Raw genomic sequence first — 18,799 nt, 5'->3', positions numbered from 1 at the left:
GCGCCCGTCCGCCGACAAGTGTAACGGCGGGCCGGGGCTGGGGCCATGTCGGGGGCGACACGAACTCTTGGCGCGCGTCCGGCTGCAGGAGGTCACCGCGCCGATCGAGGTGCGTGGGGCGCGGTGCGTGCGAACGCTGCACCGCGCGTGCGTGCCGGCGGGTGGATTACGTCTTGTCGCGCGGCGCTGCAGGCGTCGCCGTGCCGCGCGCCATGCTCGAGAACACGCCATCGCGGCGCACCCAGGCATGGAACAGCGCTGCGCACAGATGCATCAGCACCGTGGCGAACAGCAGGTAGGCCAGCCAGCCGTGCGCGCTGCGCAGCCAGGCGTAAAGCGCCGGGCTGTGCGGGGCGATCGGCGGCAACTGCACGCCCGGCCACAGCACGATCGGGTAGGCGCCGGCCGAGAGCATCGACCAGCCCAGCAGCGGCATCGCCAGCATCAGCGCGTACAGCAGCCAGTGCGAGGCATGCGCGGCGGCCTTTTGCCAGCGCGGCAGGTCGGCCGGCAGCGGCGGCGGCCGGTGCAGCAGGCGGTTGCCCAGGCGCACCAGCACCAGCAGTAGGATGGCGATGCCGAGCGGGCGGTGCAGGTTCAGCAGCCAGGGCCGCTGCGACACCGAGGCGACCATGCCCACGCCGACGAACAGCATGGTCAGGATCATCGCCGCCATCAGCCAGTGCAGCACGCGCGCGAGCAGGTTGAAGTGCGTGGAGCGGTCGTCGCGGTTCATTGCGCACCTCCGTGCGGGCGGCCGGTGGCGTCGGGCGCCTGGCCGTGGGCGATCTCGCGCTCGCGGCGGTTGAAGGACTGCGCATACACCGCCGAGCGCGCGGCCAGGATCGGATCGTCGGAGCCGGCGATGCCGTGCGGCAGGATCAGCGGATCGTAGTTGAGGTCGCGGCACGGCCCGGTGGCCTGCGGCTCGGCATGGTCCAGCACCAGGGTGCCGGCGACCACCTGCTGGCGATCCTGCGGCCACGGCTGCGAGGGGTCGTCGACCGGGTCGCCGGGCGCGGCCACGGTCAGCACCAGGTCCCAGCGCAACGGGCCGCGCGCCAGCCGCGCCTGCAGGTCCTCGCTGAGGAAGTCGGCATCGGCCTTGGCGCGCTGCTCGGCCGACAGCGGCGCGAACGGGGCCTGCGGGCGCATCGACCAGCGCACCGCGTGCGTGCTGCCGTCGGCGGCGATGAAGCGGAACGCGTTGACGCCGTTGTACTGGGTGTTGGCCCAGCTGTCCGACCACGGGGCGGTCTTGGCCCACGCCTGGAACTTCTTCGCCTCCGGGTAGCGCTGCAGGAACGCCGCCATCTTCGCCGGGTCCGGCTTGCCGGTGGCCGGATCGGGGCGCGCGGCCAGGGTCTGCGCCATGAAGCCCTCGGGGCTGGCGACCACGAAGAACGGGAAGCTGTTCATCGCCGTGCGCCATTCCTGGCCGTCGTCGCTGCGCAACTGCAGCGCCATGCTGCGCACGCGGGCGGTGCCGTCGGCACCGTGCGGGTCGCCGCCGCCGATCGACAGCCGGCCCAGCACCGGCACCGAGGCCTGCGCGAAGACGCGCGCTGAGGACAGCGCGCTGCCCTGGCCGTTGCCTTCGAAATGCCCGCTGACGCACACGCCCTTGCTGTGCGCGCGGCGGAAGCCAGGATGCGGCGGGCCGCCGGCTTCGATGGCGTCGGTCATGCGCTGCGCGGTCAATCGCTGCGGGCCGCCCAGCCAGCCGGCGCTCCAGGCGAAGGCGGCGGCGAGTACGGCGGCGATCGCGGCGATGCCGGCCAGCGCCAGCCAGGGCCGCCGGCGCGGCGGCGTGGGATCGGGACGGGACATGGGGCGGCTCCTGTGGCGGCGGCGAGGGGAGGAACGCGGTCGGGCGCGTTGCAGGCGCTAGCAGACACGGTCGGGCATGAACGCGGTGCAGTGATGGCGGCCTGCACGCGGCCCGTCGCCGCAGCCTGCGGCCCTGGCGGACGCGACCACGGCGGCATCATCGGCGCTGCGCATAGAATCGCCGCTTCTTGAGGGTTGGGAGTCGGCGATGGCGGGTACGATCGGCTTGGTCGTGTTGGGGCTGGCGTTCCTGGCGCTGGGCGGGGACTCGATCGTGAAGGCGGCCTCCGGCCTGGCACAGCGCTTTGGTGCCTCGCCGTTCGTGGCCGGCTTGCTGCTGGTGGCCTTCGGTACCTCGCTGCCGGAACTGGCGGTCAACGCGCGCGCCTACGCCGCCGGTGCGCAGGACCTGGCGCTGGGCAACGCGGTCGGCAGCAACCTGGCCAATCTCGGCCTGACCCTCGGCCTTGCCGCGCTGGCGGCGCCGCTGCTGCTGCGCACGCGCCTGCTGCCGCCGCTGTTGATCCTGCTGACCCTGGCGACGCTGGCGCTGATCGGTTTCGGACTGGATGGCGCGGTCTCGCGTGCCGAGGGCGTGGCGCTGCTGCTTGCTTTCGTCGGCGTGGTCGCCTTCCTGCTGCTGCGCGCGCGGCACGAGCCGGCCGCACGCCAGCTCGGCGTGTCCGGCTACGCGGTGACCCGCACCGGGCTGGTGCTGAACCTGCTGCGCCTGCTGATCGCCCTCGTGCTGTTGAATGCCGGCGCCAACCTGGTGGTGGAGCACGCCCCGCGGCTGGGCGCGGCCTGGGGCCTGTCGCCGTTGCTGGTCGGCCTGCTGCCGGTGGCGATCGGCACCGCGCTGCCGGAAGCGGCCGCCGCGGTGGCCGCCGCGCGCCGTGGCCAGGGCGACATGGTGGTCGGCCACGTGCTGGGCTCGAGCCTGTTCAACCTGCTGGTGGTGGTCGGCGGCATGGCGGCGCTGCGGCCGCTGCCGTTGCCGGCCTCGTTCGTGCGCCTGGAACTGCCGGCGGCGATCGCGCTGGCGGTGGTGCTGTACCCGATGCTGCGCGGCGACATGCGCCTGAGCCGCGGCGAGGGGGCGGTGCTGCTGGTGGCGTTCCTGGCGTGGGTGGGGCTGGAGCTGGCGTTGGTGGCTTGAGTGCCGAGAGTGGGGAATCGGGAATCGGGAATCGGGAATCGGAAAAGCCGCTCCTACGCAGACCCGCGCGCTCAGCGCTCCTCCGGCTGCTCCGGCGGCGGCAGCCCTTCCTGCTCGGCGTGGTCGCTGCCCGGCACCTGCGGGCGCTGTTCCAGCATCAGCGACAGCGCGGCCTTGGCCATCATGTGCGCGCTGATCGGCGCGGTGATGAACAGGAACGCGGTGATCAGCAGTTCGCGCGGCTGCGGATCCTGGCCCAGGAACAGGTGGTAGCCGACCGAGGCCAGCAGCACGCAGCCCACGCCCAGGGTGCTGGCCTTGGTCGGCGCGTGCAGGCGCTTGAAGAAGTCCGACAGCTTCACCAGGCCCAGCGCGCCGACCAGGATGAAGAAGCAGCCGACGATCAGCAGCAGCGACAGCCCCACCTGCAGCACGCCGATCATTCGACGATGTCCCGGCGCAGCACGAACTTGCTCAGCACCACGGTGCTGCCGAAGCCGAGCATGGCGATGATCAGCGCCGCCTCGAAGTACACCGGCGAATCCAGGTACATGCCGAACAGCATCAGTTCGGCGATCGCGGTCACCGACAGCGTGTCCAGCGCCAGGATGCGGTCGGGCACGGTCGGCCCGCGCAGCAGCCGCCACAGCGCCAGCAGCATCGCCAGCGCCACCACGTGCATGCACACGACGATCGTGGTCTCGATGAACATGTGGCTGGTCATGGGAAGATCTCCATCAACGGCGCCTCGTAGCGCGTCTTGATCTGCCGGATCACGGTCTCGGCATCGTCCAGGTGCAGCACGTGCACCAGCAGGTACTTGCGGTCGTCCGATAGCGCCGCCGACACCGTGCCCGGGGTCAGGGTGATCATGCTGGTCAGCGCGGCGATTCCGTGGATGTTGGCGATGTCCAGCGGCACCCAGATGAAGCCGGGGTGGATGCGTGTCTCCGGACCCAGCACCTGCAGCGCCACCACCACGTTGGAGCGCACGATGTCCCATGCCGCCACGCACAGCATCTTCGGCACCGGGCGCAGCGAGCCGATGCGCGCGAACTCGCGGTCCAGGCGCGCGGCGAACAGCGGCACCGCCACGCCCAGCACCGCGCCCAGCAGCACCTGGCCGAGACTGAAGCTGTCGCTCATCAGCAGCCAGAACGCGGTGACGGTCACGCTCAACGGCCAGGACGGGAACAGGCGGCGCGACCAGGGACGGGCGGACATGTCAGGGCTCCCGCAGGACCGGCGCGGTGCCGCGCAGCTGGGTGGTGTAGTCGGCCGGGCGCAGCAGTTGCGCGGCGGCGGCCTCGCTGTAGCGCAGCAACGGCCCGGCGGCCACGGTCATCGCCACGCCGTAGCCGAGCAGCAGCACGGTGGCGGCGGTTTCCAGCGGCCGCGCCGGCGCCTTGCGCGGCGCCGGGCGCGGCAACTCCACGGTGCCGTCCTCGGCCGTGTCCTGATCGCCGGGCACGCGCCAGAACAGGCGCACGCCGCCGCGGGTCAGGCCCATGATCACCATCAGGCTGCTCAGCAGCACCGCGGCCCACACCGGTGCGGTCAGCCCGGCCGGCGTCGCGCTGAGGATCGCCACCTTGGCCAGGAAGCCGGACAGCGGCGGCAGCCCGGCCACCGAGATCGCCGCGATCAGGAACAGCACGCCGGGCACGGTCTTGCCCGGCAACGGCGCGATGATTTCCTTGCGATCGCTGGCGCCGCCGCGGCGGCGCCGGATCAGGTCGGCGATCATGAACAGCGCCGCGGCGACGAAGCTGCTGTGCGCCAGGTAATACAGCCCGGCGCCGAGCGTGCCGGGTGCGTCGAGCGCGAAGGCCACGAACAGCGTCGCCGCCGACACGATCACCAGGTAGCCGATCAGCACCCGCAGGCGCACCGCCGCCAGCACCCCCAGCGCGGCCAGCAGCAGCGTCGCCAGGCCCAGCCACAGCAGCCAGTCGCGGCCGTAGCCGTCCAGCGCCTGCGCCTGGCTGCCGAGGATCAGCGTGCTCACCCGCAGCACCGCATACAGGCCGACCTTGGTCATGATCACGAACAGCGCCGCCACCGCCGCCGGCGCGCGCGCATAGGTTTCCGGCAGCCACAGGTACAGCGGCAGCAGCGCGGCCTTGGCGCAGAACACCAGCAGCAACAGGCCGAACGCGGCCTTGATCAGCGCCACGTTCTGCGGCGGCGCCTGCGCCACGCGCTGCGACAGCTCGGCCATGTTCAGCGAACCGAGCAGCGCGTACAGCAGGCCCAGCGCGATCAGGAACACGGTGGAGGAAGTGACGTTGAACACCACGTAGTGGAAGCCCACGCGCAGGCGCAGGCCGCGCCCGCCGCTGAGCAGCAGGCCGTAGGAGGCGATCAGCATCACCTCGAAGAACACGAACAGGTTGAACACGTCGCCGGTCAGGAACGCGCCGTTGAGGCCGACCAGCTGGAACTGGAACAACGCATGGAAATGCGGCGCGCGCCGGTCCCAGCCGGCGCAGGCGTGCAGCAGGCAGGCGCCGGCGAGCAGGGTGGTGGTCGCCAGCATCCACGCCGACAGGCGGTCGGCCACCAGCACGATGCCCAGCCGCGACGGCCAGTCGCCGAGCAGGTAGGCGTGGACCTGGCCGTCGCTCACCTGCACGCACAACGCCAGCACCGCCGCAGCCAGCGCCGTCATCGCGGTCCAGGCGACCGCACGGCGGATCTTGCGGCCGTAGCGGCGGTGCTCGGCGAACAGCGACAGCGCCGCGCCGAGCAAGGGGATCAGGATCGGCAGGATCAGCAGATGGGTCATGGCGCCCCGCCTTCGCCGTCGCCCGGGTCCGGGCGCGCATCGACGTGGTCGCTGTGGTTGTCGCCGCGGCTGCGCATCGCCAGCACGATGCTGACCGCAGTCATCGCGAAGGCGATCACGATCGCGGTCAGCACCAGCGCCTGCGGCAGCGGATCGGCGTGCTCGGCCAGGGTCGGGGCGATGCCGTCGCGCAGCACCGGCGCCTTGCCCTGCACCAGTCGGCCGCCGGCGAAGATCAGCAGGTTGGTGGCATAGGACAGCACGGTCATGCCCAGGATCACGTCGAAGCTGCGCGCGCGCAGCAGCAGGTACACGCCCACCGCGGTCAGCACCCCGATCGCGCTCGCCAGTGCCAGTTCCATCAGTGCATCTCCCCGGTGATGGCCGAGCGGCGCGCCGGATCGATCTGCCCGCGCTGCGAATCGCGGGTGCGCGAGGGCTTGATCGTGCCCATCATCGACAAGGTCAGCATGGTCCCGCCGAACACCACCAGGTATACGCCGGTATCGAAGACCAGCGCACTGGCCAGCGGGACGCTGCCGATCAGCGGCAACTGCAGATCCAGGTGGCCACTGGTGAGGAACGGCACGCCGAACAGCATCGAGGCCATGCCGCCGAACGTGGCCAGCAGCAGGCCCAGGCCGATGCAGCGGATGTAGTCGAAGCCGAAGCGCGACTCCACCGAGGCCGCGCCCTGGATCACGTACTGCATCAGCAGCGGCACCGCCAGCACCAGCCCGGCGATGAAGCCGCCGCCGGGCGCGTTGTGGCCGCGCAGGAACAGGAAGATCGACACGGTCAGGGTCAGCGGGAACATCAGCTGCGCCAGATCGGCCGGCACCGGCAGCTTGATCGGCGGACCCGGCATCACCTTCTCCGGCGCCATCCGCGCGCGCCGCAGCAGCGCGTGCACCACCAGCGCGGCGATGCCGAACACGGTGATCTCGCCGAAGGTATCGAAGCCGCGGAAGTCCACCAGGATCACGTTGACCACGTTGCGGCCGTAGGCTTCGGGCAGCGCGCGCTGCAGCAGCTCGCCGGCCATGGTCGTCGCCGGCCGGGTCATCACCGAATACGCCAGCAGCGCCATGCCGCCGCCGGCGACGATCGCCAGGGCCGCATCGCGCCAGCGGCGCCAGCGCCGCGGCTCGGGCGGCGAGGCCTTGGGCAGGTAGTTCATGCCCAGCAGCATCAGCACCAGGGTCACCATCTCCACCAGCAACTGGGTCAGCGCCAGGTCCGGCGCCGACAGGAACACGAACACCAGGCTCACGCCCAGGCCGCTGCCGCCCAGCACCAGCACCGCCAGCAGCCGCTGCCGGTACAGGAACAGCGTGGACAGCGCGCAACTGAGGATCAGCAGCCACAGCCCCCAACCCAGCAACGGCATGCCCTGCGGCGCCGGCCACTGCTGCCACAGCGGCGGCGCCCGCAGCAGTGGTGCGGCCACCACCACCACCGCGGCCAGCACCAGCCAGCGCAGGCTGCGTTGCAGGCGGCCGTTGGCGAGTACGCGGGTGAAGCGCGCGGCCAGGCCGAACAGGGTCTGCACGTGCCAGTGGAACACGCGCTTGCCCAGCGAGCGGCGCACTTCGGTGTACAGCGCGGTCAGCCGACGCAGGCCGAAATACAGTGCCACGCCGCCGACCACGCCGGCGATGCTCATCGCCAGCGGTGCGTTCCAGCCATGCCACACCGCCAGGCTGTAGTCGGGCAGGGCGTCGCCGAGGATCGCGCCGGCGGCGGCGCGCAGCACCGGCGCCACGGTCAGCGCCGGCACGATGCCGACCGCCACGCACACCAGCACCAGGATCTCCACCGGAATCTTCATCCAGCGCGGCGGTTCGTGCGGCATCGTGTCCAGGTCGCGCGGGCCGCGGCCGAAGAAAGTCTCGTAGACGAAGCGCAGGCTGTAGGCCACGCCGAACACGCCGGCCAGCAACGCCGAAGTCGCGGTGAACACCCGCATCGCCGCCGGGCCATCGGCGCCCAGCGCTTCGGCGAAGAACATCTCCTTGGACAGGAAACCGTTGAGCAGCGGGATGCCGGCCATCGACAGCGAGGCGGTGATCGCCAGCGCGCTGGTGATCGGCATCCAGCGGCGCAGGTTGCCGAGCCGGCGCATGTCGCGGGTGTGGGTCTCGTGGTCGATGATGCCGGCGGCCATGAACAGCGAGGCCTTGAACACCGCGTGGTTGAGGATGTGGAACACGCCGGCCACCACCGCCATCGGCGTGGACAGCCCGAACAGCATGGTGATCAGGCCCAGGTGCGAGATCGTCGAATACGCCAGCAGGCCCTTCAGGTCGTGCTGGAAGATCGCGAACCAGGCGCCGGTGACCAGCGTGACCGCACCGATGCCGCTGACCGTGTAGAAGAACAGGTCGCTGCCGGCCAGCGCCGGATGCAGCCGCGCCAGCAGGAATACGCCGGCCTTCACCATCGTCGCCGAGTGCAGGTACGCCGACACCGGGGTGGGCGCGGCCATCGCGTGCGGCAGCCAGAAGTGGAACGGGAACTGCGCGCTCTTGGTGAAGATGCCGAGCAGGATCAGCCCCAGCGCCCACGGATACAGCGCGCTGGCGCGGATGACATCGCCAGCGGCGAGCACCGCGTCGAGCTGGTAGCTGCCGACGATGCGCCCGAGCAGCAGCACGCCGCCCAGCAATGCCAGGCCGCCGCCGCCGGTGATCACCAGCGCCATGCGCGCGCCGTCGCGCGCGTCCTGCCGGTGCGACCAGAAGCCGATCAGCAGGAACGAGCTGATGCTGGTCAGTTCCCAGAACACCATCAGCAGCAACAGGTTGCCGGCGATGACCATGCCCAGCATCGCGCCCATGAACAGCAGCAGGCAGGCGTAGAAGCGCGCCGCGTTCTCGCGCGCGCTGAGGTAGTAGTGCGCGTACATCACCACCAGCGCACCGATCGCCAGCACTAGGCCGGCGAACATCCAGGCCAGCCCGTCCAGGCGCAGCGAGAACTGCAGGCCGATCTGCGGCAGCCAGGTGTGGTCGGCGCGGACGATGCCGCCCTCCAGCACGGTAGGCGTCAGTGCACCGAGGACCGCCAGGCCCGCCAACGGCGCCAGCGCCGCGGCCCAGGCCAGGGTGGCGCGCGAGCGGTGGCGCAGGGCCACCACGGCCGCCGCCATCAGAAACGGCAGGGCCAGCAGGATGTCGAGGGCGGGGATCATGCAGGGAATACGAGATTCGCGAGCAGGAGCCCGAGTGTAACAGGCGCATCACGGCGGTGGCCGGCGCGGGAACGGAAGGCGTGCACGGTCATGCCGACAGCGTAGCCGCGGGCGGGTGAGGCGCTTGCGAGCATGCTTGGACTGGACGATGCCGGACATCGGCGCTGCGCGGTATCGGCCTGGTATGCGGTGCGGGCTGCGCCTCGTGTGGACGCGTTCGGCAGCAGCGGCGCGTGCGACCTTGATGCGGACGGGGTGCGCGAGGCGCGGGCGAGTTCGCCGGTGAGTGTGGCGATCGCCTCCACTGTGCAGGCCTGTGCCGCCCATCGCCTGCCAAGCGCCACCAGCCCTCGGCATGCCGTGGGGTGCAACGATCCTACGCGGCTCCGGCCGCAAACGTCGGCGCACGCACTATCCTGTGCCGATGACCGATTCGCTTGCCGCTGCATCCGCGTCCCCTCCGTCCGTGGCGTCGCCGCGCATCGCGCTGGTGTTCGGCGGCAGTGGCCAGATCGGCGAGCGCCTGTTGCACCGCTTGCTGGCCGACGGCTGGGACGTGCATGCCTACTCGCGCCTGGCGCGCGCGCCGCAGCCCGGCCTGCACTGGCATGCCGGCGAACTGAGCGCGCTGCAGGCGCCGCCGGTGGCGGCGGAGGTGGTGTTCAGTTGCGGGCCGTTGGACGCCTTCGCCGACTGGTACCGGCGCGCGCCGGTCGCCGCCGCGCGCGTGGTCGCCTTCGGCTCCACCAGCCTGGAGGTCAAGCGCGACTCGCTGGATGCCGCCGAACGCGACGTCGCCCGGCGCCTGCGCGAGGCCGAAGCGATCGTGTTCGCGGTCGCCGCCGAGCGCGGCGCGGCGGCGACGGTGTTGCGGCCCACCCTGGTCTACGGCGCCGGCCGCGACCGCACCCTCAGCGCGATCGCGGCGCTGGCGCGGCGCACCGGCTGGTTCGTGCTGCCGCGCAGCGCCATTGGCCTGCGCCAGCCGGTGCACGTGCAGGACCTGGCCGACGCGGCGCTGGCGGTGCTGGCGCATCCGGCCACGCACGGACGCAGCTACGCCCTCGGGGGTGGCGAGACGCTCAGCTACCGCGAGATGGTGCGGCGGGTCCTGGCCGCGCTGCGGCCGCCGGCGCGGCTGCTGACCCTGCCGCACGCACTGTTCGCGTCGGCGCTGGCGCTGGCCCATGCCTGCGGCCGCCTGCACGGCATGAACCGCGCCGCGCTGCAGCGCATGCGCGAGGACCTGGCGTTCGACCTGCAACCGGCGCGGCAGGATTTCGGCTACGCGCCGCGCGCCTTCGCCCCGGATGCGGCGATGTTGGGCCTGGAGACCGCGGAGACCGCGGAGACGGCGAAGCCGAGCTGATGCGGTGTTGCGCGCACGGCCAAGCCTGCTGCGGGCCGCGCGCAGCGACCGCGAGGTGTGCGGAAAGAAGGCGCGTTCTCAGCCGCGCTCAGTAGCGCCAGTGCATGCGCCGGTACAGCTTGGCCAGCACCCAGGCCGGGCCGATCAGCAGATAGGTCAGGTCGGTGAGGAAACTCGGCCGGTGCCCTTCCAGCGCGTGGCCGATGAACTGCGCGATCCAGGCCACCACGAACACGCCGATCGCCAGCCACAACAGCCCCTGCAGGCCCAGGTGCGCCTCCAGCAGCCGGCACAGGCAGCCGCAGAAGAAGAACGCCGCCAGCATGCCGTAGCCCAGCGGGCGCGACAGGCGGTTGTAGTACATCCACGCCGCGAACATGCCCAACGCCGCCCACAGCCCGCTCTGGAACAAGGTGCCGCCGACCGGGATGCACCACAGCAGGGCCACCACCGACCACAGGATCGCCGGCACCGCGACCACGTGGATGCGCTGGTTGGCGGCATTGCGGTGATCGTCGGAATAGCTGGCGAAATAACGGTCGATCGGGCGCGCGTAGGCGGTGGTATCCATCTTCCCTCCCAGGAACCGGCTCAGCATAGCGCCATCGCTGGCGCGATGCGGAGACACCACGCGGCGTGTCGGGCTTCTAAACCTTCGGGAAGCATCCCGTAGGAGCGGCTTCAGCCGCGACGCGCCTCACCGCAGACGCCCCATCGCGGCTGAAGCCGCTCCTACAGGTGCAACTTGCAGACGGCTGGATCGAGCCGGATGCAAGGCATGACAGACGCTTTTTGCGTTTCGACGACCGGCGTCTGGAATGCGTCAGACACCACGTGACCAATCGCCGCACGCAAGCGGCGGCGTCGCCAACCAGGGGCGATCGCGCTGTCGGCACGATCGCCCCGCCACGGCCTTGCGACTCAGGCGCGCGCCATGCTCCTGTTCGCCTCCTGCTGCTGCTCGCGCTGCACCGTTTCCTGCTGCTGCGCGGACTGGCGGGCCAGCTGTGCGCTGGTCTGCTCCAGCGGCGGTGCAGCCTGCTGCAGGTCCACTACCGCACGGAAGCCCGGCGTGGTCCCGGCGACGAAGGCCTTGTCGTTGGCCACATTGACCTCCTTCAGCTTGTCGGGACTGTCGATCCCGGCCTGCTTGGCCTGCAGGGTCAGGTTGGCCACCGCCTCGTTCGACAGTTTGGCGTGCGGCGGGTTGGCCTTCTCCGCACCGCGATCGGCCTCCGTGCGCATCTTGTCGTACAGCGGCGTATCCGGATGCCCCGGCTCGCCCAGCTGCGGACCTTTCACCGGCTTGGCCTGCGCCTGCTCGGCAGCCGCCAGCCCGGCACGGGTGTCGCGGCCGACGATGCCGTCCTGGGTGAGGCCGCGTTGTTTCTGGAAGGCAAGAACCGCCTCGCGGGTATGCTCGCCGAAGCGTCCGTCCTCGGCCAACGCCGTGCCTTGCGCATCGCGCACGCCGATACGGTTGAGCTGACGCTGCAGCGCTTCGACTTCATTGCCGCGTTCGCCCTGCTTGAGCAGGCCGTCGGCCATGGCCGCACTCTTGGCGCCGTGTGCTTCTGCGGGTGTGGCGGATGCCTGCCGCGCAGGAACTTCGCCATTGCCATGCAGTGGAGCGCGAACCTGGAATTCCGGCTTCGGGGTTAGCGCGCCCACGATGCGGGTGCTGCCTCCATCCCAGTAGCCACCTGGGCGAATCGTGACCTCGGCAGGCCCGGTACTGCCCTGCGAGCCGATGAACTGAATGTTTCCTGCCTTGTCGTATCCCTTGAAGATGCCGATGTGTTGCCCGTTTGGCGACGAAAACAGCAGCAGATCGCCCTGGTGCAACGAGCCATTGGGTTTGCGTGCCTCCGCTGCCGAGGTGACATCGAAATGCTCACGCGCATAAGGCGTGAGCTGTGAGCCATTGAAGAGCTTGGCGGTGGTAAATCCTGCGGCATTCTCGCCCGGCACGTCGTAGCCGGCGTTCTTGAGACCGCGCCATACGAAGGCGGAACAATCCACGCCAAGGCGACCGTCGCCATCACCATCGCGCTCAAGACGGCTGCTGTCGCGCCCCGGCCTGGGGTGGTCCGGACGACCGTACTCGTAGCGTCGGCCCTCGTTGAAGAAGTGCTGGTACGCCTCGTTGTAGACCGCCGCGCTAGGTCTATCGGATGTCGCGGGGGCAGGACTCGATGCAGCGGGCGTAGCTGGGGACGTCGGTTGCGCCAAGGTCTGTGCCGTGGTCTGAGCGGGTGTTTCGACCTTGACCTCGCCCGCTCGCCAACCCTCAAAGCGCCTGATGCCGTCGGCCAGCGCTTCGCGCTCGCGCTCGCTCATCTGCGCAACCGTTTTACTACGCAGGTCCACGCCTTGGCGGTCGCCCTCCGCGAAAATGGTGGCGGCCTGTTCGCGATGGTGCGTGGTGCCGCTGTAATCGGCCTTCGAGTAGCGCGGCAGCATCTGTTCGACCGTGTCGTTGCCGAAGCGTCGCTCCAGCAGCTGGATCTTGGCGGCGCGACCTGCTTCGTAGCTTTCGAAAACCGCATTACCCCACTGGTCGAGACCAACGACACCACGATAACGGTCCTGTGCCGACTGCAACGCCTCTTCGCGCGTACGCGGGTTGTTGACTGTTTTGTCCGCACTGCCAGCGAACTCGAACTTGAGGTTGCCGGGATTGTTGTTGCGCCACGACACCGATCCGCCTGATCGGCTGACGGTACTTCCATCGTCCATCTCTACCGTGCGCGTGGTGCCGACGCTGCTGACGAGTCGAGTGATTTTGGGGTCCGACATACATTGCTCTCCTTGCGATTGGACAAGCGCGAGGCTTGTGGAAGCAGTTGCTACATTCCGTCTGAAAACACGTCCAGCGCGCTGGCGCTGACCCAGCCTTGCGCGCAGTTACCTGCATAGTGGCCCGGCGCAGCGGCATGGCAGGCGGCGCCGTTTGCGGGGGAGGTCCACTTGATTGGACGGTCCCCATACTGCTTGCATAGTGCATTGCCCTTGCACTTCGCTACGCTTTCCGCAGGAATAGCGACGACGTAGTAGTACATTGGGTTTTGGCCGGCGCGGGCGATGCCCTGGACGCAGACGAGCTGGCCTTGCGAGAGGGTGGCCCGCGGTGTGGCATGGCTTCCCGTCGTTGGTACGACATTCAGTGCTGGCGCGCCCTTGGTGTCTGCAACGCCCGCGAAGAATCCATGCTCGCCACAGTCTGCCGTCAATTCGACGTCGTAGTAGTCGCCCGCGTCGAGATTGCCGGCCGTACAGTTGCGTACCGTCTTGCTGTCTTCGCACTGCACACCGCTGGACTGCACCAGTTGCTGTACTGCATCGCTTGACGTGGCTTCTACAGTTGGGGGCGTGGCGGGAGCCGCTTGCTTGGCCGGCGCAGGGTCGCTCGCGGACACAGCGGCAGGGGCGGCAGACTGGCCGTTGCTGCATGCGCTCAGCGCGAGCAGCATCACCGAAACAGCGGGCCACACAACGCGGTTGCCGGAGTGGCGGAAAGGACGGGACGAGCGCATCTTTACCTCACATGCGAGCAGGTTGCGGAAATGTAACGTGGGCGAGATACAGCATAGTGAAGGAGGTTGAGGCTGAGTGGGACTTGCGCGGACCTGTTGGAAAGCGGCAGTTAAAGTACTTGATCGTCCACGCGAACCAGCGTCCAGCACGGCTTCTGCGCGAACTGGTAGACCTGCTGGTCGCCGGTATCGGGAGTGCGCACCATGACCTGCCGGCCCTCGGCGTTCTGCGTCACCACGACCTCGCGTCCGCCCTTGCGGGCCGCATCCAGGTTCGGGATCACCGGCCATTCGACCTCGGCCAGCGGCACGTTGCGGGTCACCGGCGCCGGTTCCGGCTGCGCGTCCGGGTCGATGTGGATCATCGTCAACGGATTCGCGGTGGCCTTTTCCTGGACCGCGATGTCGGCGCTGAAGCGCTTGAGGAAGGCATCGAAATCGGCGTCCTGGCAACGCGGGGCGTCTGCGGCGGGCGCGGCCTGCGCGGGGGAGGCCGTCGCCGCTGCGGCCGTGGAGCCAGCTGGTTGCGCCTTGCACGCGACCAGGGCCGCGGCCAATGCCAGGGACATCAGAATGGGGCGTGCGGTGGCCAACGGATCTTCCTGATCGGGTCGGGCGGGCAATCGCCCTTCGGGCGGGTGAGTTTAGTTCACCAGGATCATCATGTCGTGAAGCCGAGGCGGGGTGTTGCCGCCATCGCTACAGCTCACAATGCCAGAGCGGAAAGTAGCCCGAGCAACCCGCTATCGAACACCAGCACATCGCGACGGATCACAGCCCGTTCGCGAGGAACGTCCATGCCCATCTGCTCGTGAAGCGGAAGCGATTACCTCACTGGCCGCAAGGCGGCCGCCTTCCGCGACCACCCTCACGCGCCGGCGCATCCCGGCGCACGACCCCACTCAGTCGACCGAAATCCCCGCCAACCGCTGCAGCGCCTCGGCGTACTTGGCGCGGGTGCGGTCGATCACGTCCTGCGGCAGGCGCGGGCCGGGCGCGGTCTTGCCCCAGTCCAGCGTCTCCAGGTAGTCGCGCACGAACTGCTTGTCGTAGCTCGGCGGGCTGGTCCCGACCTCGTACTGGTCGGCCGGCCAGTAGCGCGAGGAGTCCGGGGTCAGCATTTCGTCCATGATGTACAGGCGGCCGTCGGCGTCGGTGCCGAACTCGAACTTGGTGTCGGCCAGCAGGATGCCGCGTTCGGCGGCGAAGTCGGCGGCGAAGCGGTAGATACGCAGGGTGGCGTCGCGCACGCGCTCGGCCAGTTCCGCGCCCACGGTCTTGACCATGGCGTCGAAGTCGATGTTCTCGTCGTGGTCGCCGACGGCGGCCTTGGTCGACGGGGTGAAGATCGGTTCGGCCAGCTTCTCGGCCTGGCGCAGGCCGTCGGGCAGCTCGATGCCGCTGACCTTGCCGGTGCGCTGGTAGTCCTTCCAGCCGCTGCCGATCAGGTAGCCGCGGGCGATGGCTTCCACCGGCACCGGCTTGAGCTTGCGGGTCACCACGGCGCGCCTGGCGTACAGCGCGGTATCCACGCCCTCGGGCAGCACCGCGGCCACGTCGATGCCGGTGAGGTGGTTCGGCATCAGGTGCTCGGTCTTCTTGAACCAGAAGTTGGAGACCTGGCACAGCATCTCGCCCTTGCCGGGAATCGGGTCCGGCAGCACCACGTCGAAGGCCGACAGGCGGTCGGTGGCGACCATCAGCAGGTAGTCGCCGGGCGGCGCATCGGCCGGCAGGCGCTCGCGGGGGATGTCGAACACGTCGCGGACTTTGCCGCGGTGGCGCAAGGGCAGGCCAGGCAGATCGGATTGCAACAGCGTGGTGGACACAGGCACTCCTACGGACTTCGCAATGGCGACCGTCCCGGGACCCGGCGGGCCCGCGGCGGACGGCGGGCCGCGTAGTGTACGGCCGGAATGCCCCGCTGTGCCGTAAAATAGCCGGCCCTGACGCCGCGCCCGCCCTCGCCCCATGCCCTGGTACGGAAAACTGCTCGGCGCCATCGCCGGGGCCCTGCTGCTGCGGCCCACGCCGGTGCTGGGCGCCCTGATCGGGCTGCTGATCGGGCATGCCTTCGACGCCGACTGGTTCAAGCTGTCCCAGCGCGAGGATCCCTACCGCGAGCTGGGCCTGACCCGCGACGCCACCGACGCCGAGATCGAACTGGCCTATCGCCGGCTGATGTCCCAGTACCACCCCGACAAGGTCGCCAGCGCCAGCCCCGAGTTGCGCGCCCGCGCCGAGAAGAAGGCCAGCCAGCTCAACACCGCCTACGACCGTATCCGCACCCTGCGCAAGCGCTGAGATCCCGCCATGTCCGACTGCATCATCTCCCCGTCCATCCTGTCCGCCGATTTCGCCCGCCTCGGCGAGGAAGTGGATGCCGTGCTGCGCGCCGGCGCAGACTGGATCCACTTCGACGTGATGGACAACCATTACGTGCCGAACCTGACCATCGGCCCGATGGTCTGCCAGGCGCTGCGCAAGCATGGCGTCACCGCGCCGATCGACGTGCACCTGATGGTGGAGCCGGTGGACCGGCTGATCCCGGATTTCGCCGAGGCCGGCGCCAGCATCATCAGCTTCCACCCCGAGGCCAGCCGCCACGTGCACCGCAGCATCCAGCTGATCAAGTCGCACGGCTGCAAGGCCGGCCTGGTGCTCAATCCGGCCACGCCGGTGGACATCCTCGACTGGGTGCTGGACGACCTGGACCTGGTGCTGGTGATGTCGGTCAACCCGGGTTTCGGCGGCCAGGCCTTCATTCCCTCGGCGCTGGACAAGCTGCGCGCGATCCGCGCCCGCATCGACGCCAGCGGCAAGCCGATCCGGCTGGAGATCGACGGCGGGGTCAAGCCGGACAACATCGCCGCGATCGCCGCCGCCGGCGCCGACACCTTCGTCGCCGGCTCGGCCATCTTCAATGCGCCGGACTACGCCGAGGTGATCAAACAGATGCGCGCCGCGGTGGCGGGGCGCTGAGATGGCGGTGCTGCACATCCGCCCGGCGGTGGCCGACGATGCGGCGCTGATCCTGCGCCTGATCCGCGACCTGGCCCGCTACGAGCGCGCCGAGGACGCGGTGCAGACCGACGAGGCCGGCCTGCGCGCGACCCTGTTCGGCGCCGACGCCCGCGCGCAGGCGCTGATCTGCGAGGCCGACGGCCAGCCGATCGGCTACGCGGTGTACTTCTACAACTACTCCACCTGGCTCGGCCGCAACGGCCTGTACCTGGAAGACCTGTACGTGGACCCGGCGCACCGCGGCGTCGGCGCCGGCAAGGCGCTGCTGCAGCATCTGGCGCGGCAGGCGGTGGCCGAGGGCTGCGGCCGCTTCGAATGGTCGGTGCTGGACTGGAACCAGCCGGCGATCGACTTCTACGAAGCGGTCGGCGCTCGCGCGCAGGACGAGTGGACCGTGTACCGGCTGCAGGGCGAGGCGCTGGCCCGGTTCGCCGCCGGCTGAGCGGTGCCGGACGGCCAAAAGAAAAGAACCGCACCGTCGCCGGTGCGGCCCCTGGGAGATAAATCGGAGGCTGATCCTGCCTCCATCCGTCTTCCTTGCTATGGCCTTCCATGTTCCGGACGCTCGGTGACGTGCGTATGACAACGCGCCCGCCTGGATTCACGCATCGCGCATGCCGCGCCCGTTAGCCTGAGCGCCTCACCCCGGGATGGTTCGCATGGCTGCAGCGCATTGGCGTCTGATCCTCAACGGCAAGTCGGCCGGCGACGAGGCATTGCGCGAGGCGGTCATGGCCATGCGCGCGCGCGGCGTGGCGCTGCAGGTGCGGGTCACCTGGGAGCAGGGCGATGCCGAGCGCTACGTGGCCGAGGCGGTGGCCGATGGCGCCGCCTGCATCGTCGCCGCCGGTGGCGACGGCACCCTCAGCGAGGTCGCCAGCGCGCTGGCGCATCGCCAGGAGCCGGCCGCAGCGTTGCCGGCCCTGGGCCTGGTGGCGCTGGGCACGGCCAACGATTTCGCCACGGCCACTGGTCTCCCGCTGCCGCCGCTGGAGGCGCTGGAGCTGATCGCCCGCACCACGGCGCAGCCGATCGACCTGCTGCGCATCGAGGCCGAGCACGGCCCGCACTGGTGCGCCAATGTCGCCAGCGGCGGCTTCGGCACCCAGGTCACGGTGGAGACCGACGAAGGCCTGAAAAAGATGCTGGGCGGGCTGGCCTACCTGGTCACCGGCATGAGCCGGCTGGGCCGGATCGATCCGATCCGGGCCCGCTTCGAAGGGCCGGACTTTGCCTGGGAAGGCGATTTCATCGCGCTCGGCCTGGGCAACGGCCGCCAAGCCGGCGGTGGCCAGGTGCTGTGCCCGGAAGCGCTGCTCGACGACGGCCTGCTCGACCTGACCCTGGTGCCGGAGCTGACCGGCGAGGTCGCCGCGACCCTGGGCACCCTGGTCACGTCCGGCAAACAGGCCGCGCTGGAGCGGGTGGCGGTGCGCGCGCGCCTGCCGTGGCTGCGGATCGAGGCGGCGCAGCCGTTGACCCTGAACCTGGACGGCGAACCGGAAACTTCGCGCCACTTCCGCATCGACTGCGTGCCCGGGCGCCTGCGCATGCATCTGCCGCCGGACTCGCCGCTGCTGCAGGCGCGCTGACGCCAGAGGTCGCAGCGCCTGCCACCCATCTCCTTTCGTGCTGCTCGCGTGCTGCTCTTGTAGGAGCGGCTCTTGTCCCCTGTTGTGGGATCAGCCGCGACAGGCATTCCCGGTAACGCCCGTCGCGGCTGAAGCCGCTCCTACGACCTACGGCGTGGCGAAGATCGTTTCGGTCGTGGACGCGCTTGCGATGACAAGATCGCGCACCTCAGACGCCGCACAGCGCACCAAGGCGAGTGCGCCCCTGTGGGAGGGACTTCAGTCCCGACGCGACGCCCTCACCGACCACCTCCGCACCGCACTCGATC

The 18,799-nt window shown here is 69.9% G+C and carries 19 protein-coding genes; 6 read left to right on the top strand and 13 right to left on the bottom strand.

All coding sequences use genetic code 11. From position 1 onward, the window contains the following. Positions 1-166: 166 nt before the first annotated feature. Both J7357_RS04045 and J7357_RS04040 read right to left on the bottom strand, forming a co-directional pair. A complete protein-coding gene (locus tag J7357_RS04045; RefSeq protein ID WP_209244970.1) occupies positions 167-736 on the bottom strand; it encodes a cytochrome b in 570 nt (189 codons plus the stop codon). Next, a complete protein-coding gene (locus tag J7357_RS04040) occupies positions 733-1,830 on the bottom strand; it encodes a catalase family peroxidase (RefSeq protein WP_209244969.1) in 1,098 nt (365 codons plus the stop codon). Before J7357_RS04040 ends, J7357_RS04045 begins: the two co-directional genes overlap by 4 nt. Positions 1,831-2,038: 208 nt before the next feature. On the opposite strand from J7357_RS04040, the gene J7357_RS04035 reads away from it, so the two are divergent. Next, complete coding sequence (locus J7357_RS04035; protein ID WP_209244968.1) at positions 2,039-2,989, top strand: calcium/sodium antiporter; 951 nt, start codon at positions 2,039-2,041, stop codon at positions 2,987-2,989. 71 nt (positions 2,990-3,060) lie between these two features. On the opposite strand, the gene J7357_RS04030 is transcribed toward J7357_RS04035, so the two are convergent. Genes J7357_RS04030 through J7357_RS04005 form a run of 6 tightly spaced genes read right to left on the bottom strand, consistent with a single transcriptional unit; the run spans position 3,061 to position 8,970 of the window. Beyond that, positions 3,061-3,432 carry a Na+/H+ antiporter subunit G gene (locus J7357_RS04030; protein WP_017908202.1) on the bottom strand — a complete coding sequence of 124 codons (372 nt, stop codon included), beginning with the start codon at positions 3,430-3,432 and terminating at the stop codon, positions 3,061-3,063. Further along, positions 3,429-3,713 (bottom strand): K+/H+ antiporter subunit F, encoded by a 285-nt coding sequence (locus J7357_RS04025; RefSeq protein WP_017908201.1) that lies wholly within the window; start codon positions 3,711-3,713, stop codon positions 3,429-3,431. Before J7357_RS04025 ends, J7357_RS04030 begins: the two co-directional genes overlap by 4 nt. Continuing rightward, complete coding sequence (locus J7357_RS04020; protein WP_209030206.1) at positions 3,710-4,213, bottom strand: Na+/H+ antiporter subunit E; 504 nt, start codon at positions 4,211-4,213, stop codon at positions 3,710-3,712. The genes J7357_RS04025 and J7357_RS04020 overlap by 4 nt, the downstream gene beginning before the upstream one ends. A gap of 1 nt (position 4,214) precedes the next feature. After that, entirely contained in the window at positions 4,215-5,777 is a 1,563-nt protein-coding gene (locus J7357_RS04015; protein WP_209244967.1) for a monovalent cation/H+ antiporter subunit D, read from the bottom strand. Next, positions 5,774-6,139, bottom strand: coding sequence for a Na+/H+ antiporter subunit C (locus J7357_RS04010; RefSeq protein WP_209244966.1), 366 nt, complete (start codon positions 6,137-6,139; stop codon positions 5,774-5,776). Before J7357_RS04010 ends, J7357_RS04015 begins: the two co-directional genes overlap by 4 nt. Continuing rightward, a complete protein-coding gene (locus J7357_RS04005; RefSeq protein WP_209244965.1) occupies positions 6,139-8,970 on the bottom strand; it encodes a monovalent cation/H+ antiporter subunit A in 2,832 nt (943 codons plus the stop codon). Before J7357_RS04005 ends, J7357_RS04010 begins: the two co-directional genes overlap by 1 nt. A gap of 424 nt (positions 8,971-9,394) precedes the next feature. On the opposite strand from J7357_RS04005, the gene J7357_RS04000 reads away from it, so the two are divergent. Continuing rightward, a complete protein-coding gene (locus tag J7357_RS04000; RefSeq protein ID WP_209244964.1) occupies positions 9,395-10,339 on the top strand; it encodes an NAD-dependent epimerase/dehydratase family protein in 945 nt (314 codons plus the stop codon). Positions 10,340-10,427: 88 nt separating this feature from the next. Here the strand turns inward: J7357_RS04000 and J7357_RS03995 are convergent, their stop codons facing one another. From J7357_RS03995 to J7357_RS03975, 5 genes are all read right to left on the bottom strand, one after another. Beyond that, positions 10,428-10,910, bottom strand: a complete 483-nt coding sequence (locus tag J7357_RS03995; protein WP_010341389.1) for an Mpo1-like protein — start codon at positions 10,908-10,910, stop codon at positions 10,428-10,430. 350 nt (positions 10,911-11,260) lie between these two features. Continuing rightward, positions 11,261-13,138: a peptidoglycan-binding protein gene (locus J7357_RS03990; protein ID WP_209244963.1), complete on the bottom strand. Its 1,878-nt coding sequence runs from the start codon at positions 13,136-13,138 to the stop codon at positions 11,261-11,263. A gap of 50 nt (positions 13,139-13,188) precedes the next feature. Further along, on the bottom strand, positions 13,189-13,875 hold the full coding sequence (locus J7357_RS03985; RefSeq protein ID WP_244667256.1) for a hypothetical protein: 687 nt from the start codon (positions 13,873-13,875) through the stop codon (positions 13,189-13,191). A gap of 110 nt (positions 13,876-13,985) precedes the next feature. After that, positions 13,986-14,444 (bottom strand): hypothetical protein, encoded by a 459-nt coding sequence (locus J7357_RS03980; RefSeq protein WP_209245022.1) that lies wholly within the window; start codon positions 14,442-14,444, stop codon positions 13,986-13,988. Between the two features lie 333 nt (positions 14,445-14,777). Next, positions 14,778-15,704 carry a phosphoribosylaminoimidazolesuccinocarboxamide synthase gene (locus tag J7357_RS03975; RefSeq protein ID WP_019801108.1) on the bottom strand — a complete coding sequence of 309 codons (927 nt, stop codon included), beginning with the start codon at positions 15,702-15,704 and terminating at the stop codon, positions 14,778-14,780. A 142-nt stretch (positions 15,705-15,846) separates the two neighbouring features. Between J7357_RS03975 and J7357_RS03970 the strand changes: the two genes are divergently transcribed. From J7357_RS03970 to yegS, 4 genes are all read left to right on the top strand, one after another. After that, complete coding sequence (locus J7357_RS03970) at positions 15,847-16,179, top strand: DnaJ domain-containing protein (protein WP_010341396.1); 333 nt, start codon at positions 15,847-15,849, stop codon at positions 16,177-16,179. A 9-nt stretch (positions 16,180-16,188) separates the two neighbouring features. Beyond that, entirely contained in the window at positions 16,189-16,857 is a 669-nt protein-coding gene (gene rpe / locus J7357_RS03965; protein WP_010341397.1) for a ribulose-phosphate 3-epimerase, read from the top strand. 1 nt (position 16,858) lies between these two features. Beyond that, positions 16,859-17,341 carry a GNAT family N-acetyltransferase gene (locus tag J7357_RS03960; RefSeq protein ID WP_010341399.1) on the top strand — a complete coding sequence of 161 codons (483 nt, stop codon included), beginning with the start codon at positions 16,859-16,861 and terminating at the stop codon, positions 17,339-17,341. A gap of 217 nt (positions 17,342-17,558) precedes the next feature. Next, on the top strand, positions 17,559-18,491 hold the full coding sequence (gene yegS, locus J7357_RS03955; RefSeq protein ID WP_209244962.1) for a lipid kinase YegS: 933 nt from the start codon (positions 17,559-17,561) through the stop codon (positions 18,489-18,491). The last annotated feature ends 308 nt before the right edge of the window (positions 18,492-18,799 follow it).

It is taken from the genome of Xanthomonas sp. D-109 (assembly GCF_017746095.1).
In the GTDB taxonomy this organism is placed as follows: Bacteria; Pseudomonadota; Gammaproteobacteria; order Xanthomonadales; family Xanthomonadaceae; genus Xanthomonas_A; species Xanthomonas_A sacchari.
This window is presented reverse-complemented; position numbering and strand designations above follow the sequence as displayed.

Excerpts from the sequence above, each read along its gene's own strand:
- J7357_RS04010 (WP_209244966.1), bottom strand. The coding sequence starts at position 6,139 with ATGGAACTGGCACTGGCGAGCGCGATCGGGGTGCTGACCGCGGTGGGC.
- J7357_RS03960 (WP_010341399.1), top strand. The coding sequence starts at position 16,859 with ATGGCGGTGCTGCACATCCGCCCGGCGGTGGCCGACGATGCGGCGCTG.
- J7357_RS04035 (WP_209244968.1), top strand. The coding sequence starts at position 2,039 with ATGGCGGGTACGATCGGCTTGGTCGTGTTGGGGCTGGCGTTCCTGGCG.
- J7357_RS03985 (WP_244667256.1), bottom strand. The coding sequence starts at position 13,875 with ATGCGCTCGTCCCGTCCTTTCCGCCACTCCGGCAACCGCGTTGTGTGG.
- J7357_RS04000 (WP_209244964.1), top strand. The coding sequence starts at position 9,395 with ATGACCGATTCGCTTGCCGCTGCATCCGCGTCCCCTCCGTCCGTGGCG.
- J7357_RS04030 (WP_017908202.1), bottom strand. The coding sequence starts at position 3,432 with ATGATCGGCGTGCTGCAGGTGGGGCTGTCGCTGCTGCTGATCGTCGGC.
- J7357_RS03980 (WP_209245022.1), bottom strand. The coding sequence starts at position 14,444 with ATGTCCCTGGCATTGGCCGCGGCCCTGGTCGCGTGCAAGGCGCAACCA.
- J7357_RS04025 (WP_017908201.1), bottom strand. The coding sequence starts at position 3,713 with ATGACCAGCCACATGTTCATCGAGACCACGATCGTCGTGTGCATGCAC.
- J7357_RS04040 (WP_209244969.1), bottom strand. The coding sequence starts at position 1,830 with ATGTCCCGTCCCGATCCCACGCCGCCGCGCCGGCGGCCCTGGCTGGCG.
- J7357_RS04015 (WP_209244967.1), bottom strand. The coding sequence starts at position 5,777 with ATGACCCATCTGCTGATCCTGCCGATCCTGATCCCCTTGCTCGGCGCG.
- J7357_RS04005 (WP_209244965.1), bottom strand. The coding sequence starts at position 8,970 with ATGATCCCCGCCCTCGACATCCTGCTGGCCCTGCCGTTTCTGATGGCG.
- J7357_RS03970 (WP_010341396.1), top strand. The coding sequence starts at position 15,847 with ATGCCCTGGTACGGAAAACTGCTCGGCGCCATCGCCGGGGCCCTGCTG.
- J7357_RS04045 (WP_209244970.1), bottom strand. The coding sequence starts at position 736 with ATGAACCGCGACGACCGCTCCACGCACTTCAACCTGCTCGCGCGCGTG.
- J7357_RS04020 (WP_209030206.1), bottom strand. The coding sequence starts at position 4,213 with ATGTCCGCCCGTCCCTGGTCGCGCCGCCTGTTCCCGTCCTGGCCGTTG.
- J7357_RS03995 (WP_010341389.1), bottom strand. The coding sequence starts at position 10,910 with ATGGATACCACCGCCTACGCGCGCCCGATCGACCGTTATTTCGCCAGC.
- yegS (WP_209244962.1), top strand. The coding sequence starts at position 17,559 with ATGGCTGCAGCGCATTGGCGTCTGATCCTCAACGGCAAGTCGGCCGGC.
- J7357_RS03990 (WP_209244963.1), bottom strand. The coding sequence starts at position 13,138 with ATGTCGGACCCCAAAATCACTCGACTCGTCAGCAGCGTCGGCACCACG.
- rpe (WP_010341397.1), top strand. The coding sequence starts at position 16,189 with ATGTCCGACTGCATCATCTCCCCGTCCATCCTGTCCGCCGATTTCGCC.